This window comes from Thalassospira sp. MCCC 1A02898 (genome assembly GCF_001618185.1).
Lineage (GTDB): Bacteria > Pseudomonadota > Alphaproteobacteria > Rhodospirillales > Thalassospiraceae > Thalassospira > Thalassospira tepidiphila.
This window is the reverse complement of record NZ_LPXK01000013.1, coordinates 99,874-114,612: the sequence shown is the minus strand read 5'-3', so window position 1 is coordinate 114,612 and position 14,739 is coordinate 99,874. Positions and strand designations below refer to the sequence as shown.

Here is a 14,739-nt window from a genome sequence, read left to right as displayed (position 1 = left end):
TTTTTCTATTGACGATTTTGTATGTCCGGGCTAACCAATATCGGCAATACATGCACAACATGCAAAACAGGCATATCGATGTCGAGCGTTTCAAGCCGTCAGGACGAAATCCAGAAACTTCTGCGCAGCCAGGGCACGGTTCATATCCACGATCTGGCCGCCCTGTTTCACGCATCCCTTGATACCATCCGCCGCGATCTGCGCCAGATGGAAGAAGAGGGTTATTTGCGCCGCATTCATGGGGGTGCCGTCCTGCCCAATTCGGCACAGGAAAGTTACGCGGAACGTGCGCAGGAACTGCAACCCGAACGGACTGCCATCGCCCAAAAGGCCGCACGCGAACTGATCCCCGATGATTGCGTGGCGTTTTTCGATAGCGGCACCACCGTTTGTGAAGTTGCACGCAACCTCAAACCATCCTTTCGCGGCACGGTGATTACCGTCAATCCGATGATCGCGGTCGAACTCGCCAGTCATCCGAACGCCGAAGTCATCATGCTCGGCGGCACGCTTCGCAAAACAGATATGGCGGTTTGCGGTCCGACGACCCTTGATCAACTCAGGAACTTTAATGCCGATATCGCACTGCTTGGCACCTGCGCGCTTCACCCCGAGGCAGGCCTTTCGACCAGCAGCACCGAAGAACGCGCCACCAAGGCGGCCATGATCGCCCAATCGGCCGAGGTCATTGCCATCACCACCGCCGACAAACTTGAAACCAGTTTGCCGCACCGGGTCTGCGACATTGATGCGATTTCCCATCTCGTTACCGGGCGCAAACTTTCAACTGGCTATCTTGCCAATTACACCCGGCGTGGTTTGAACGTCATTCAGGCCTGAACGCCTGCCCTCGCCTTGTGGAGAAACTTGTTAAATGCAAACCCACGCCACTGCCCATAACCGGGTGCGCGCCATCTTCTTTTTGCATGGTGCCGCATTTTCAAGTTGGGTGCCGCATATCCCGCTGGTGCAGGAACGTCTTGGCCTTGGCCATGACGAACTTGGTGGCATTTTGCTGGCGGCGGCCATCGGGGTGCTTGCCGTGATGCCGGTCGCCGGAAGGCTGGCCGACCGGTTTGGCAGCGAACGCGTGGTGCGCTATTCTGGGCTGTTTTATTTCGTCGCGGTTGGTGTGCCCGCGTTCATGCCCGATTATCTCAGCATTTCGATCGCGATGTTCGCCCTTGGCTTTTCCGGTGCCTTTCTGGATGTCGCGATGAATGCCAATGGCCTGCAAGTCGAACGCGTCAAGGGCCGCAGCATCATGTCCGGTTTACATGGTTTCTGGAGTCTCGGCGGTTTTGTCGGAGCGGGGATTGCCGCCGCCTGGTTCGCCCTGCCCATTGGCAATGAATTCCATCTGCCAATCGTTCTCTCGCTGTTTCTGGTCGCGCACATCATCGCACAAGCGGGACTGCTGTCGGATCAGGCGGCTTCGGGACATCTGTCTGGCCCAAAGGATGCCAGCAAAACCACGGTGGCAAAGACCAAGGATCGCAATCTGTTCCTGATGCTGTTGCCGTTCGGGGTCTGCGCCTTTATTGGCCAGTTCGGGGAAGGTGTCCTGACCGACTGGGCGACGGTGTTTATGAATTCCGAACTGTCGTCCGGCCCGACATTGGCCGCCGTCGGCTTTGCCATCTATTCCTTTGCCATGGCCGCCACCCGCTTGTCCGGTGATGCACTGGTGACCCGGTATGGTCGCGTGCCGGTATTGCTGACAAGTTCGGTACTGGCATCCCTTGGTACCCTTGTTTTGACCCTGTCTCCCAATATCGTTGTCGCCTGGATCGGCTGCGGGATTGCCGGCATGGGGCTTGCGGTGATCCTGCCGCTGTTGCTATCTGCGGCATCTCAGACAACGGGCAAAGGTGGCGGTGCGGTTGTTTCGATCATTGCCGCAACCGGCTATTCCGCGATCATGGCCGGGCCACCAGTGATCGGTGCCATTGGTGAAGCCCTCGGACTGGTCACAGCCTTTGCCCTGACATCGGCATTCCTTGCCATGATTATCCCGGTTTACCTGTTAACCATGCGCAGGCGTTTGCAAATTGCGGCCAATGGTTGATCAACGGCGCAATCTGTCCCATAAATTGCCCAGCCTCACAGTATAGAGAATAGATCATGGTCAACAAATTCGCCTATGGCACCTTCCCCAGCACCCGGCAGCGCCGCAACCGCATGACCGACTGGTCGCGTCGCATGGTCGCGGAAACGCGGTTGACCTCCCACGATCTGATCCTGCCTGTCTTTGTCATTGATGGCAAAAACGAACGCACACCGATCCCGTCCATGCCCGGCGTTGAACGCCAGTCGGTCGATATTTTGGTCGAAACCGCCAAACATGCCGAAAAGCTTGGCATTCCGGCCCTTGCCCTGTTCCCCTATATCGATGCCAGCCTGAAAACCAAGGACGCCCGCGAAGCCTATAACCCCGACAACGTCGTGTGCCGCGCGGTCAAGGCCATCAAAGACGCCTGCCCCAATCTCGGTGTCATCACCGATGTCGCGCTTGATCCCTTCAACGCCGACGGACAGGACGGCATTGTTGTCGATGGTCAGATCCTCAATGACGAAACGACCGAGGCCCTTGTCCGTCAGGCCCTTGTTCAGGCGCAGGCAGGCTGTGACGTGGTTGCACCGTCCGACATGATGGATGGTCGCATCGGTGCGATCCGCAAGATTCTTGAGGAAGCAAACCTCAAAAACGTTCAGATCATGGCCTATTCGGCCAAATATGCATCAGCCTTCTATGGTCCGTTCCGTGATGCGATTGGTTCGGCCAGCGCGCTTGGCAAGGCCGACAAGAAAACCTATCAGCTGGATCCGGCCAACAGTGATGAGGCGATGCGCGAAGTCGCCTATGACCTTGATGAAGGCGCAGACTCGGTCATCGTCAAACCGGGCCTGCCCTATCTTGATGTGCTTTATCGCGTCAAACAGGAATTCGGTGTGCCGGTCTTCGCCTATCAGGTATCTGGCGAATACGCGATGATGCGTGCGGCTGGTCAGAATGGCTGGCTTGATTATATCGGCTGCGCCATTGAAACCCTGTCGTGTTTCAAGCGTGCCGGCGCATCCGGTGTTCTGACCTATAGCGCGATTGAAGTTGCCGAGGCACTGGAAGGCTGATTTCACCGCCACCACGACAAGCAATAAAAAAGGGCCTCAATCGAGGCCCTTTTGTTTTGTTAAACACGCATCAAATCATGCGGACTTTGCCGCAATGCCATCCGCATCATCTTCTATGCCATGGCCAATCGCCCGCGCGCAGAAATGCGGACGCAGGCCGGATCGGGCAAACACGCCTTCAATATCCTGCCCATCAAGGAACCCGCCCTGATGGACCAAAAGGGTTTTGATGCCTGACGCCAACCCACCCAGCACATCGGTATGCACCGTATCGCCAACCATCAGCACACGGCTGCGATCAACACCGGGATGGCGTTTCAGGACTTCCTCAAACACGTGGTGATACGGTTTGCCAACGCATTGCGGCATGACACCGGATGCATCGCCTGCCAGATGCGCGAAGTACCCCGACTCAACCGACAGGAAATCACCCATCGGCGCACAGATATCGGGATTACCGACCAGAACCGGCCGCGGACTATCCTTAAGGCTCTGCTCCAGAAGCGCTTGCTGGGTATCGGTCCAACTATCGGAGTCAATCAACAGGAAGCCACCAACCGCATCGTAAAGCGCGCTGTCACTGCCAAGCGGCTCGACCCGGCCGGGCAGAATGTCAAACGGCCAGTCGGTCGGCGCCATTGCGCCCCAATGAGTGATGTCGGCATATTCGCCCATCAGCGGGGCGACAAACTGCTGGCTGCTGATCAGGCTGTTATTGTCGAAATCAAAGCCGCGTTTGCGATGACGCGCCAGAATAGCCTCGCCCGAGCTTGAGGCATCATTGGTGACAACCGCAATCTTCTTGCCCATTTCCTGAAGGGTCGCGACCGTCTTCACCGCACCGGGAATGGCACTTTGTCCGCTATTTAGCACACCAAAGGCATCAAACACGATCAGATCAAACTGATCGGCAATCGCCAAAAGATTATCGACATAATCGGTTGCTTTGGGCACGGCATCGGGTGCGACCTGTGGCAGACGTGGTGCATAGCGCAAATAGGCATCCAGGGCCTGCGCAAAATCCAGTTGCAACCGATTGGCACTCATCGTCATTTCTCCCACACGAACGGCACGTTATTAAAATTCCGGCGTATTCAAACCGATTAGCGCGTTAATTACACCCAAAATTATTCGCAACACCACAAACGCGGATAATCAACCAGAACACATCACGCAACTTCATTACCTATGCGCCATACGCATAGCAATAAAAAGCATCAAATCTGCGTCAGTCATCCACTTTAGAACAGTTAACGAGAGATTTCAGGGATTTCTGCGCTTTTCAATCCGCAGACATGCAAAAAACGCATTGGATTATATCCGCAATCACCCTTAGATTGCCTTCACGAAATGAATAGGACGTATCGACTGATGAATGCGCCACCAAGCAGTTGATCATTCGATACATCCCATGCAAACCGACACGTCAAACCAGCTAACTATTCCTGTGCGGAATATCTCGGTGAGAACATGCCGGTTAACTGAACAGACGCCGAATAATCGGCCGGTTTGAAATAGGTGATGAAATGATCGTAACCAAGATTTTTGCTTTCCTTCGCGCTCTGCGCGTTCAGTACCAGACCCAGACTGCGCTGCGTAAGCTTGACCCGCGCGAACTGGCAGACATCGGTCTGAACCGCGACATGATCGACGATGTAGCACACCGTGTTGCTTTCGGTCGCTAAGCCACGACCGTAGCGTCCATGAGGAAGACCCCGACAGTATCTGTCGGGGTTTTTCTTTGTCCGGATTCTGGGATCGCCGCTAAAAGATCCGCTTTCCCTGCTTCGTCTTAGTTGGCAAACAGGGCCTTGTGCTCTTCACGAAGCACATTCTTCTGCACCTTGCCCATCGCATTACGCGGCAATTCATCGACAAAGAACACGCGCTTGGGCACCTTGAAGTTGGCAAGCTCCGACTTGATCGCACCAATCACGCCCTCTTCGCTTAAGCCACCTTTTACTTCCGGCACGATCACGGCTACAACCGCCTCGCCAAAGTCGGGATGTTGAACGCCAATCACGGCACTTTCAACAACGCCTTCCATCTTGTCGATCAGGGTTTCGATTTCCTTGGGATAAACGTTAAACCCGCCGGAAATGACCAGATCCTTGGCACGCCCGACAATATGGACATAGCCCTTTGCGTCGATCTTGGCGATATCACCGGTGATAAAGAACCCGTCTTTGCGGAATTCCTCGGCGGTTTTTTCGGGCATCTGCCAGTAACCGGCAAAAACGTTCGGCCCGCGGGCTTCCAGCACGCCAATCTCATCCGTACCCAGGACATTGCCGTCTTCATCACACACGCGCACTTCGACGTCTGGCAATGCCGGGCCGACGGTGTGAACGATGCGTTCACCGTCGAGCGGATTGGACGTCGCCATACCCATTTCCGTCATACCATAGCGCTCCAAAAGCGCCTTGCCTGTCCGCTCCTTAAAGGCCGTAAAGGTCTCTGGCAGAAGCGGGGCTGATCCGGAAATGAACAGACGCATGTTTGCGGTGACATCCTTGGTGAAATCATCGCCCGACAACAGACGCACATAGAACGTCGGAACGCCCATCATCACCGTACTGCGCGGTAAAAGCCCCATCACCTCGTCACGATCAAACTTCGGCAGGAAGAACATCTTCGATCCCGACAGCATCACACAATGACAGGCAATGAAAAGCCCATGGGTATGGAAGATCGGCAAGGCATGAAGCAGGCTATCGTTGCCCTTAAAGCCCCACAGCTTTTCAAGCGTTGATGCATTGGACCACAGGTTCATCTGGGTCATCATCGCACCCTTGGGCTTGCCCGTTGTACCCGACGTATAAAGAATAGCCGCCAATTCATCGTCTTCGCACGCGACCGGCGCAAAGTCCGATGCTTGCGATGCCGCCCCGTCCATCAGACTGCCTTCGGCGTTCATGCCGAGCGTCAGAACATGCGCAACGCCCTGCTCGTCCGCAATGGCCTTGACCTCATCTTCGCGATGGGGCTGGCAGATGAAAATCACCGGCGACGCGTTATCCATGAAATAGGCAAGCTCGCCCGCCTGATACGCGGTATTAAGCGGCAAATAAACAAGGCCGGCACGAATGCAGCCAAGATAAAGAAACAGTGCTTCGGGGGATTTATCGACCTGAACGGCAACCCTGTCGCCCTTTTTCGCACCCAGCGACGTCAGAAGACCGGCAATGCGTGCCGATGCTGTGTCGGCATCGCCATAGCTATAGGTCTTGCCATCAGGCGTCTCAATCAGAACTGATGACAGATCGGCCGGAAACCGGTCGCGGATGCGCATGAAAAGGCTGTTGGTCACTGTACTGCTTCCCCGAGAATTCGTTTTGACCGGCAGGTTTCCCCTGCCGGTCTTTTCTGCGGGCAGCATAGTGCAACCAACCATTATAGGTAAACAAGTACCTTTTTACCGCAATGATCGATTTTGTCTGTCAATCAGACTGTGTTGGCCTTGTGACGCTAGTCCAGCGCAACCGACGGGAACTCCCCGTCAATATACGGGAACGCTTCACTGACAGTTACCTGCACCTCGGGGTGGAAGCCGTTGAAATGGGTGGCCAGCGCATTGCTATATGCCCCGATGTGACCAAACTCGATCCAGTCGCCTTCACGGATATCGGCAGGCAAGGTCACGGTCGCCGGCAAGACATCCATATTGTCGCAGGTCGGCCCATAGATGGTGAATTCCAGCGTTTCTTCCGGATCGAAATCACCCTCAATGCGCAGCGGACGCACCGGATAACGCAATTGCCCGGTCACGGTTTCCGACAGGCTGCCGTAAACACCGTCATTAATGAATAGCGTATCTTCCTTGCGCAGGTGAACCTGCGTGATCAGGGAAATACCGCTCGATACCAGCGCCCTGCCCGGTTCGCACATATAGGTCGTATCCGGCATATCAAGCCAACGGATACAATCCTTGATCTCGTCCATGAACTCTTCAAGGCTGGCACCACGCTGGTTCATATACTGGCCGGGGAAACCGCCACCAACGTCGATATGCTTGACCTTCACACCCGAAAAATCAACGACCTGACGGATAAGCTCGACCGCGATCCGATACCCGGTGGGTGTCGTGCATTGCGACCCGACATGGAAACACAGGCCCGCATGGTAACCGTATTCATCAACCTTCTTCAAAAGCTCGGCTGCCACCATCGGACGCGCACCAAACTTGGCTGACAGGTTATAGGTCGCACCGGCGGGCGGGGTCGCAAGGCGCACATGGATCACCAGGTTCGTGTCGCCCTCGGTTTCCTCGCGGATTTTCTCAAGCTCTTCGGCGGTATCGATCACATAGTGATCAATTCCGAACACCCGATAGGCATTGCGGATGGCATCGCGGCTTTTGACCGGATGCATGAAATAGGCCTTCATCCCCGGGAATTGGCGCCGCACGATAGAAATTTCCTCAGGCGAAGCGGTGTCAAAATGACGCACCCCGCCTTCGTGAAGATATCGCATGACCTCCGGATGCGGATTGCATTTCACCGCATACAGGACGTCTCCCGGGAACATTTCGACAAAGCGCTGCGCTGTTTCTCGAAGAATATTGGGTCTAAGGCAATACACCGGATAGGAAGGCTTGAGTTCCTTAACAACATCGAACGTCGTATCGAAATGACGTGGCACAATATACTCCATCGTTTACCAATATCAGGCGCCCAGACACGCACCGCCGCCGGGCTGGCCTTTGAGTTAGGGTAACAGCCCTCTTGCCGCCTGTCATGCGACTTGCATGTGCACGACACCGATTAGGGTACTAATTGCGCTTGATATTGCATCGCCCTGCCGATAATTTGGTAAACCAATACCAAATAACCAATATCGTGCGCCCCGCGCGGTTTACCGCAGATGCACGCCAACCCACAGGGAGCCTGAAATGCCCATCGATCCGATCCTTGATCCATCCGTTCTGGCCAAGGAGCTGTCCGGTTATCATCTGATCAACGGTAAACTTGTCGCCCCGAAAAACGGCAAAACCTTTGATGTTCTTAATCCTGCCACGGGCAAGGTCATCGGTCAGGCAGCCGACGGTGACGCCGATGACGTCGCGATTGCAGTCGCCGCCGCCAAGGCCGCCCAGAAGGACTGGACCGAACGCCCGGCGCGTGAACGCGGCAAGCTGTTGGCCGAATGCGGTCGTATCCTGATGTCACATGCCGAGGAATTGGGACGTCTGGTCGCCCTTGAATCGGGCAAGGCCCTTCGCACCGAAAGCCGGGTTGAGGCATCGGTTCTGGCCGATATGTTCGTCTTTTTCGGCGGACTGGCTTCCGAGCTTAAAGGTGAAACAGTTCCGTTTAACCCGAACATGATGACCCTGACCACCCGCGAGGCCGTTGGCGTTGTCGGCGCGATCATTCCGTGGAACGTTCCGATGATGCTGATGGCGATCAAGGTTGCCCCGGCACTGGTTGCCGGTAACGCAGTCGTCGTCAAATCCGCCGAAGACACCCCGCTTGCGGTTCTGCGCGTGTGTCAGATCATGCAGGAAGTTCTCCCGGCTGGCGTCTTTAACATCCTGTCGGGCTTTGGCCCGTCTTGTGGCGGCCCGCTGGTTGAACACAAGGATGTCAAAAAGGTTTCCTTCACCGGATCGGTTGAAACCGGCCGCACGGTCTATCGCGCAGCTGCCGAAAAACTCATTCCGGTCACCCTTGAACTGGGTGGCAAATCCCCGATGATCGTCATGGGTGATGCCGACCTTGATAAGGCGATTGCCGGTGCGATTGGTGGCATGCGCTTCACCCGTCAGGGGCAAAGCTGCACGGCGGCGTCACGCATGTTGGTGCATGAAAGCCTGCATGACGAATTCGTCAAACGCCTGATTGATAAGGTCAACACCCTTAAAATGGGTGATCCGCTGGATGAAGAAACCGACATCGGCACGATCATCAACCGCAAACAGTTCGACAAGGTCTGTGGCTATATCGAAGTCGGCGAAAAAGAAGGTGCGACCAAAAATGAATTAAGCGCCCTTCCCACCGACAGCACCCTTTCCGATGGCCTGTTTGTCCGTCCGGTGATCTTCACCAATGTCGATCCGAATGCGCGGATTGCCCGTGAAGAAATCTTTGGCCCTGTTGCCTGCGTGTTCAAGTTCAAAACCTTTGAAGAGGCCCTTGAACTTGCCAATGACAGCGACTTTGGTCTGGCGGCGACGGTCTGGACGACGGACCTTAAAACTGCACTTGTTGCCACCAAGCGCCTCGAAGCCGGTTTCGTTCAGGTCAACCAGAACCTTGTTGTCCAGCCGAACCTGTCATATGGCGGTATCAAGCTTTCCGGTCTGGGCAAGGAAGCATCGCTTGAAAGCATGCTCGAACACTTCACCTACAAGAAGACCATTATCCTGAACATGGAATAACCTGTCTGTCGCTTGACACAATTGATTTCAAAAGACCGGGTTGCACGTGACGCAACCCGGTTTTTCTTTTCCGATGCTTGACCTTGCGCGCGCAATCCGCAAAGGTGCGTTTCTCAAACTCATCGAAACCCGGAAAGTACATGGCTATGTCTGCAGCTACTGACATCCCCGCATCACACTCTTGCCCGCCTCTTCGTGCCGGTGTGATCGCCATGATTATGGGTTTTTCCGACCTGCGAATGTGATCCCTGTCATCTGCGGATGACAGGACCGGTTTAATACCGCTATTCACGCCATAAAATATTACTATAGCCATCGCATCAGATTGCGGATGGCCGCAGGAGTACGGAAATCATGACTGTTTCCTATCACGATATTGTTCGCGCCTCGGGCTTGCTCGAAGGCATTGTTGCGAAAACCCCACTGGTCAAATCCTTAACGCTATCAAACATTTGCCAGGCGGATGTTTATCTGAAACTTGAAAATCAGCAATATACCGCGTCGTTCAAGGAACGTGGCGCCTATGTCAAACTGGCAAGCCTGACTCCCAAAGAACGCGAAAAAGGTGTTATCGCCGTATCGGCTGGCAACCACGCACAGGGTGTTGCCTATAACGCCAAACGACTTGGTATTCCGGCCACCATCGTGATGCCGAAAAACACCCCCTACACCAAGGTTCACCACACGCGCTCACACGGTGCCGAAGTTGTTCTGACCGGCAACGTCTTTGCCGAAAGCCTTGAGGCCGCCGGCCGCATCCAGCAAGAACGCGGCCTGACCTTCGTCCATCCGTTTGATGATCCACATATCATCGCAGGCCAGGGCACTGTCGGGCTCGAAATCCTTGATGAAAACAAAGACATCGACACGGTTGTCGTGCCGATCGGCGGTGGCGGACTGGCATCGGGCGTCGTCACCGCGATCAAGTCGCGCCGGCCCGACATCGAAGTGATCGGGGTTGAGACCAAGCTTTACCCGTCCATGTATGAAGGCATACACGGCAAAGAATTCACCGGCGGTGGCGTCACCATTGCCGAAGGCATCGCTGTCAAACAGCCCGGCGGCCTGACGCTTGAAATCTGCAAGGAAAAACTCGATGACGTCGTTCTGGTCGAAGAAAGCTCGATCGAACGCTCCATCCAGATGATGATCGAGATCGAGAAAAGCGTTGTCGAAGGTGCCGGTGCGGCCCCGCTTGCCGCCCTGCTCGATCACCCGGATCGCTTCAAGGGTAAGAAAGTCTGCCTGATTATCAGTGGCGGCAACATTGATACCCGCCTGCTGGCACAGGTTCTGATGCGCGGCATGGCCCGTGAAGGCCGCCTTGTTCGTGTCCGGATCGAAATTCCGGATGTGCCGGGCGCACTTTCAACGATCAGTGCCTTGATCGGCGAAGAAGACGCTAACATCATTGAAGTCTATCACCAGCGTCATTTCTATGATGTCCCGGCAAAACAGACCGATGTCGACATGGTGCTTGAAGTGCGCGACACACAGCATGGGCAACAGGTGATCGACCGCCTGATCAAGGAAGGATTCGGTGGCCGCCTGCTTGGCAACACGTCCCTCGACTAGGGCCCCCTGCATCTAAAAACGACAAAGGGCCGCTGGTGTTTCACCACGGCCCTTTTCTTTTGTGAACTACATCACATCGCAACTGACAAAGTTATTCACCCAGCGTGCGATACCGCCCACCATAATACAGCAACGGCGCACCGGTTTCGCCCATCACCAGTTCCTGAACATGACCAACGATGATGCTGTGATCACCGCCTTCATGCAGGGCGTGACGTTCGCAAGTCAGGGCTGCAACACTGCCTTTGAGGCGCGGCATGCCAAGGCTGTCATCTTCATATGCGACCTTGTCCCAACCATCCTGCCCGGGGGCTGAAAACAGCTCGGACACCTGCTTTTGGCTTTGGCTCAGGATATTGATGCAAAATCGTTTGGCATCCCCCGTGAAGAGCGCGTGAGTCGCCGCACGGTGATCAACCGAAAACAAAACCAGCGCTGGATCAAGCGACACCGAGGCAAAGCTGTTGATGGTAATGCCCGCTTTTGCGCCATCTTGGGCGCGGGTGGTTACAACGGCAACGCCGGTTGTGAATTGACCAAGGCAATCGCGAAAATCGCGCGCAGAGAAAGACATATTGAAGGAAGCTCTCGTATACCAATATGGATGGGTGACGCGTCCCGAATGGAGCTTGGGGAAAATGGCGTCTATTCACCGCGCTGTCAAACCTAACTCGCAGCTAATTTAAACGCGATGTTAATAAGATTAAAACTTAATAAGAGCATATAGATATCAGAAACACGTTCTGCACTGCCGCAGAAGGCAGATGTTTCGATGAACTCGGGGTTGATCGTTCAGGTATCTGGCTTGGGGTAGCGGAGAAGAAAAAAGAATGTTCTTGATCATTGGTTATATCGTCGTAGTCGGCTCTGTCTTGGGTGGCTATCTGCCGCATGGCGACTTTGGCATTCTTGTGCAACCGCTTGAAGTTCTGATCATTTTCGGGGCTGCGTTTGGTGCCTATTTGACTGCCAACCCGCTTGGCATCGTGAAGAAATCCTTCACCTACACCATTCGCGCCATGAAAGGCCCGAAGAAAAAGGCCGCCTATCTGGAACTCCTGATCTGCCTTTATGCGATCTTCCGTCTTGCGAAATCCAAAGGCGATCTTGCGCTTGAAAGCCACGTTGAAAACCCGGAAAGCTCCAGTCTGTTTTCCAGTTTCCCGATGCTGATGAAAGATCATCATGCGATGGAATTCATGTGCGACTATCTGCGCCTGCTCACCCTTGGCACGACCAACGCCTATGAACTTGAAGCCGTGATGGATCAGGAACTTGAAACCCATCACGAAGAAGAACACGCAGTTGCCTCTGCTGTGCAAACGGCTGGTGACGGCCTTCCGGCACTTGGCATTGTTGCCGCTGTTCTTGGCGTTATCGTTACCATGAGCTCGGTGACAGAACCGCCTGAAATTCTTGGTGGCCTGATTGCAGCGGCCCTTGTCGGTACCTTCCTTGGTATTCTTGGTGCCTATGGCTTTGTCGGCCCGACCGCATCGATCATCAAGAATACTGTGGACGCAGACGGCAAATATTACAGCTGCATCAAAGCCGCCCTGGTTGGTCACATGCAGGGCTATGCCCCGCAGGTATCGGTGGAGTTCGCCCGTAAAACCCTCCCGCATAATCTTCGACCCAGCTTCAAAGAGCTTGACGAAGCGCTGCAAGACGCGCCCACGGCTTGATTTTCCGATAAAAGATCTGGTTTAGAGGACAACGCAGCAAATGCCCGATATCGTCATAAAAAAGATCAAAAAAGGTGGGCACGGGCATCATGGTGGTGCCTGGAAAGTTGCCTATGCCGACTTTGTGACGGCGATGATGGCATTCTTCCTGTTGCTGTGGCTGCTTTCCAGCGCGACCGAGGAACAACTGCAAGGCGTGTCGATGTATTTCACGCCCGAAACCATCTCGCAAAATGAATCGGGTTCTGGCGGATTACTGGGCGGCACCAGCCTGGCCGAAGAAGGTGCGCTGCGTTCCGAATTCGGATCACCATCCATCAGCATGGAAATCCCGCCGGTCGAAACACCGGAAGAACGCGAAGCCATCCGTGTTGCCCAGGTGGAAGAACAGGAATTCAACGAGGCACAGGAAGAACTCCTGAAGGCAATCGAAGCCAACGAGGAACTTCAGGGCCTTGAAAAGAACATCCGCATCGAAAACACCGATGAAGGCCTTCGCATCCAGATCCTTGACGAAGACGGCACCGCCATGTTCCCGAGCGGCAGTGCCGCCATGGCCGATCATACCCGCCTTCTGCTGCAACAGGTCGCTGGCGTGATTGAAAACATGCCACAGGATGTCTCGATCGAAGGCCATACCGATGCCGTGCCGTTCAACCGCACGGACGGATATTCCAACTGGGAACTGTCAGCCGATCGTGCGCTGGCGACCCGTCGTGCGCTTGAAGACATGGGGCTTGAAACCGGACGCTTTGCCAAGGTTGCCGGTCTGTCGGATACCGACCCGCTCCTGCCCGAGGCACCGGAAAATGAAAGCAACCGCCGCATCAGCATCACCCTGCTGCGTGGTACCGGCGAACGTTCCGGGCTTGAAGGCACCGGCGAAGCTGGCCAAAACGGACAAACTGCACCGACAGGTGCAGCACCCGCTGGCCCGGCACCATCGCCTGCACAACAACCGTCACAGGGTGAAAACCAGCGCCGCCCGACCTTCTCGGTTCCGTCACAACGGTGATTTGAAATCCGGCAACAGAAATCGGTGCCCTTTTGACCGTCAGGCCTTTAAACTGTCATAAACAACACCTAATCTCATAGAATAGTTCTCTTTGATGTGACCGGGACTGATCGGATCAAATGACAGTTAATCAGCGGCGCTTGACACAGCACTATTTTATGACCGCACCGATGCCGTGCCCTTACCTGCCCGGCCGGTTCGAACGTAAACTGGTCACGGAGTTGCGCGGGCCCGAGGCCAACAACGTCCATGATCTTCTGTCGCGTGCTGGCTTTCGCCGCAGCCACTCCATCGCCTATCTGCCGGCCTGCAGCGATTGCAATGCCTGCGTTCCGGTTCGGGTCCGCTGTGACGGGTTCGAACCCAGCCGGTCTTTCCGCCGCATCAAAAACAGAAACAGTGATCTTGTCCGCAAGGTGATGCCCCCGTCCGCGACACAGGAACAATATCAGCTGTTTAGCACCTATCAGGATGCCCGACATGGCAATGGTGACATGGCGCGCATGGATGCCCGTGATTACCGTGCAATGATCGAAGACAGCACTGTGGAAACCTCGATCTTCGAATATCGCCGGGATGATGACAGCCTGATTGCTGTGGCGCTGGTTGATATTCTGGCCGACGGACTGTCTGCTGTTTACAGCTTCTTTGACCCGGAAGAAGACCGTCGCGGACTGGGCACTTACATCGTGCTTGATCTGATCGACGAAGCCAGAATGCTCTCTCTTCCGCATGTCTATCTCGGCTACTGGATCGGCGATTGCCGCAAGATGTCGTATAAGATGCGCTTCCAGCCCCTTGAAGGATTCCGCGACGGTCAGTGGATCTCGATGGAAGACGCCGATAGCGACGCCGACTAAGCTGTAAAAGTTCGCGTTCTGCACCAATTGCGCGAACCACTTTCCCCAATTAGACTAAAGTACCATACAACAACTCGATCCTCGGTTGCCTGC

At 54.9% G+C, this 14,739-nt stretch carries 13 protein-coding genes; 9 read left to right on the top strand and 4 right to left on the bottom strand.

From position 1 onward, the window contains the following. The first annotated feature begins 78 nt into the window (after nucleotides 1-78). Genes AUQ41_RS17160 through hemB form a run of 3 tightly spaced genes read left to right on the top strand, consistent with a single transcriptional unit; the run spans nucleotide 79 to nucleotide 3,132 of the window. Complete coding sequence (locus AUQ41_RS17160; protein ID WP_063089445.1) at nucleotides 79-840, top strand: DeoR/GlpR family DNA-binding transcription regulator; 762 nt, start codon at nucleotides 79-81, stop codon at nucleotides 838-840. A 34-nt stretch (nucleotides 841-874) separates the two neighbouring features. Beyond that, nucleotides 875-2,068: an MFS transporter gene (locus AUQ41_RS17155; RefSeq protein WP_063089444.1), complete on the top strand. Its 1,194-nt coding sequence runs from the start codon at nucleotides 875-877 to the stop codon at nucleotides 2,066-2,068. Between the two features lie 56 nt (nucleotides 2,069-2,124). Continuing rightward, on the top strand, nucleotides 2,125-3,132 hold the full coding sequence (gene hemB / locus AUQ41_RS17150) for a porphobilinogen synthase (protein ID WP_008891126.1): 1,008 nt from the start codon (nucleotides 2,125-2,127) through the stop codon (nucleotides 3,130-3,132). 75 nt (nucleotides 3,133-3,207) lie between these two features. On the opposite strand, the gene AUQ41_RS17145 is transcribed toward hemB, so the two are convergent. Further along, complete coding sequence (locus tag AUQ41_RS17145) at nucleotides 3,208-4,179, bottom strand: HAD-IIA family hydrolase (RefSeq protein WP_063090107.1); 972 nt, start codon at nucleotides 4,177-4,179, stop codon at nucleotides 3,208-3,210. A 479-nt stretch (nucleotides 4,180-4,658) separates the two neighbouring features. Here AUQ41_RS17145 and AUQ41_RS20590 point away from each other — a divergent pair, with 479 nt between their 5' ends. After that, complete coding sequence (locus AUQ41_RS20590; RefSeq protein WP_081579314.1) at nucleotides 4,659-4,817, top strand: DUF1127 domain-containing protein; 159 nt, start codon at nucleotides 4,659-4,661, stop codon at nucleotides 4,815-4,817. Between the two features lie 107 nt (nucleotides 4,818-4,924). Here AUQ41_RS20590 and AUQ41_RS17135 read toward each other — a convergent pair whose 3' ends face one another. Together AUQ41_RS17135 and AUQ41_RS17130 are read right to left on the bottom strand one after the other, a co-directional pair. Further along, nucleotides 4,925-6,442 carry a malonyl-CoA synthase gene (locus AUQ41_RS17135; protein WP_063090106.1) on the bottom strand — a complete coding sequence of 506 codons (1,518 nt, stop codon included), beginning with the start codon at nucleotides 6,440-6,442 and terminating at the stop codon, nucleotides 4,925-4,927. Between the two features lie 158 nt (nucleotides 6,443-6,600). Next, on the bottom strand, nucleotides 6,601-7,785 hold the full coding sequence (locus tag AUQ41_RS17130) for a type III PLP-dependent enzyme (protein WP_209272184.1): 1,185 nt from the start codon (nucleotides 7,783-7,785) through the stop codon (nucleotides 6,601-6,603). A gap of 238 nt (nucleotides 7,786-8,023) precedes the next feature. Between AUQ41_RS17130 and AUQ41_RS17125 the strand changes: the two genes are divergently transcribed. Both AUQ41_RS17125 and AUQ41_RS17120 read left to right on the top strand, forming a co-directional pair. Next, entirely contained in the window at nucleotides 8,024-9,511 is a 1,488-nt protein-coding gene (locus tag AUQ41_RS17125; protein ID WP_063089442.1) for an aldehyde dehydrogenase family protein, read from the top strand. 354 nt (nucleotides 9,512-9,865) lie between these two features. Next, on the top strand, nucleotides 9,866-11,086 hold the full coding sequence (locus AUQ41_RS17120) for a threonine ammonia-lyase (protein WP_063089440.1): 1,221 nt from the start codon (nucleotides 9,866-9,868) through the stop codon (nucleotides 11,084-11,086). A gap of 91 nt (nucleotides 11,087-11,177) precedes the next feature. Here the strand turns inward: AUQ41_RS17120 and AUQ41_RS17115 are convergent, their stop codons facing one another. Then, nucleotides 11,178-11,660, bottom strand: a complete 483-nt coding sequence (locus tag AUQ41_RS17115; RefSeq protein ID WP_008891133.1) for a flavin reductase family protein — start codon at nucleotides 11,658-11,660, stop codon at nucleotides 11,178-11,180. A gap of 256 nt (nucleotides 11,661-11,916) precedes the next feature. On the opposite strand from AUQ41_RS17115, the gene motA reads away from it, so the two are divergent. From motA to AUQ41_RS17100, 3 genes are all read left to right on the top strand, one after another. Further along, entirely contained in the window at nucleotides 11,917-12,771 is an 855-nt protein-coding gene (gene motA / locus AUQ41_RS17110) for a flagellar motor stator protein MotA (protein ID WP_063089439.1), read from the top strand. Between the two features lie 40 nt (nucleotides 12,772-12,811). Further along, on the top strand, nucleotides 12,812-13,786 hold the full coding sequence (locus AUQ41_RS17105) for a flagellar motor protein MotB (RefSeq protein ID WP_063089437.1): 975 nt from the start codon (nucleotides 12,812-12,814) through the stop codon (nucleotides 13,784-13,786). A gap of 119 nt (nucleotides 13,787-13,905) precedes the next feature. Continuing rightward, nucleotides 13,906-14,646, top strand: a complete 741-nt coding sequence (locus tag AUQ41_RS17100) for an arginyltransferase (RefSeq protein ID WP_063089435.1) — start codon at nucleotides 13,906-13,908, stop codon at nucleotides 14,644-14,646. Nucleotides 14,647-14,739: the final 93 nt, after the last annotated feature.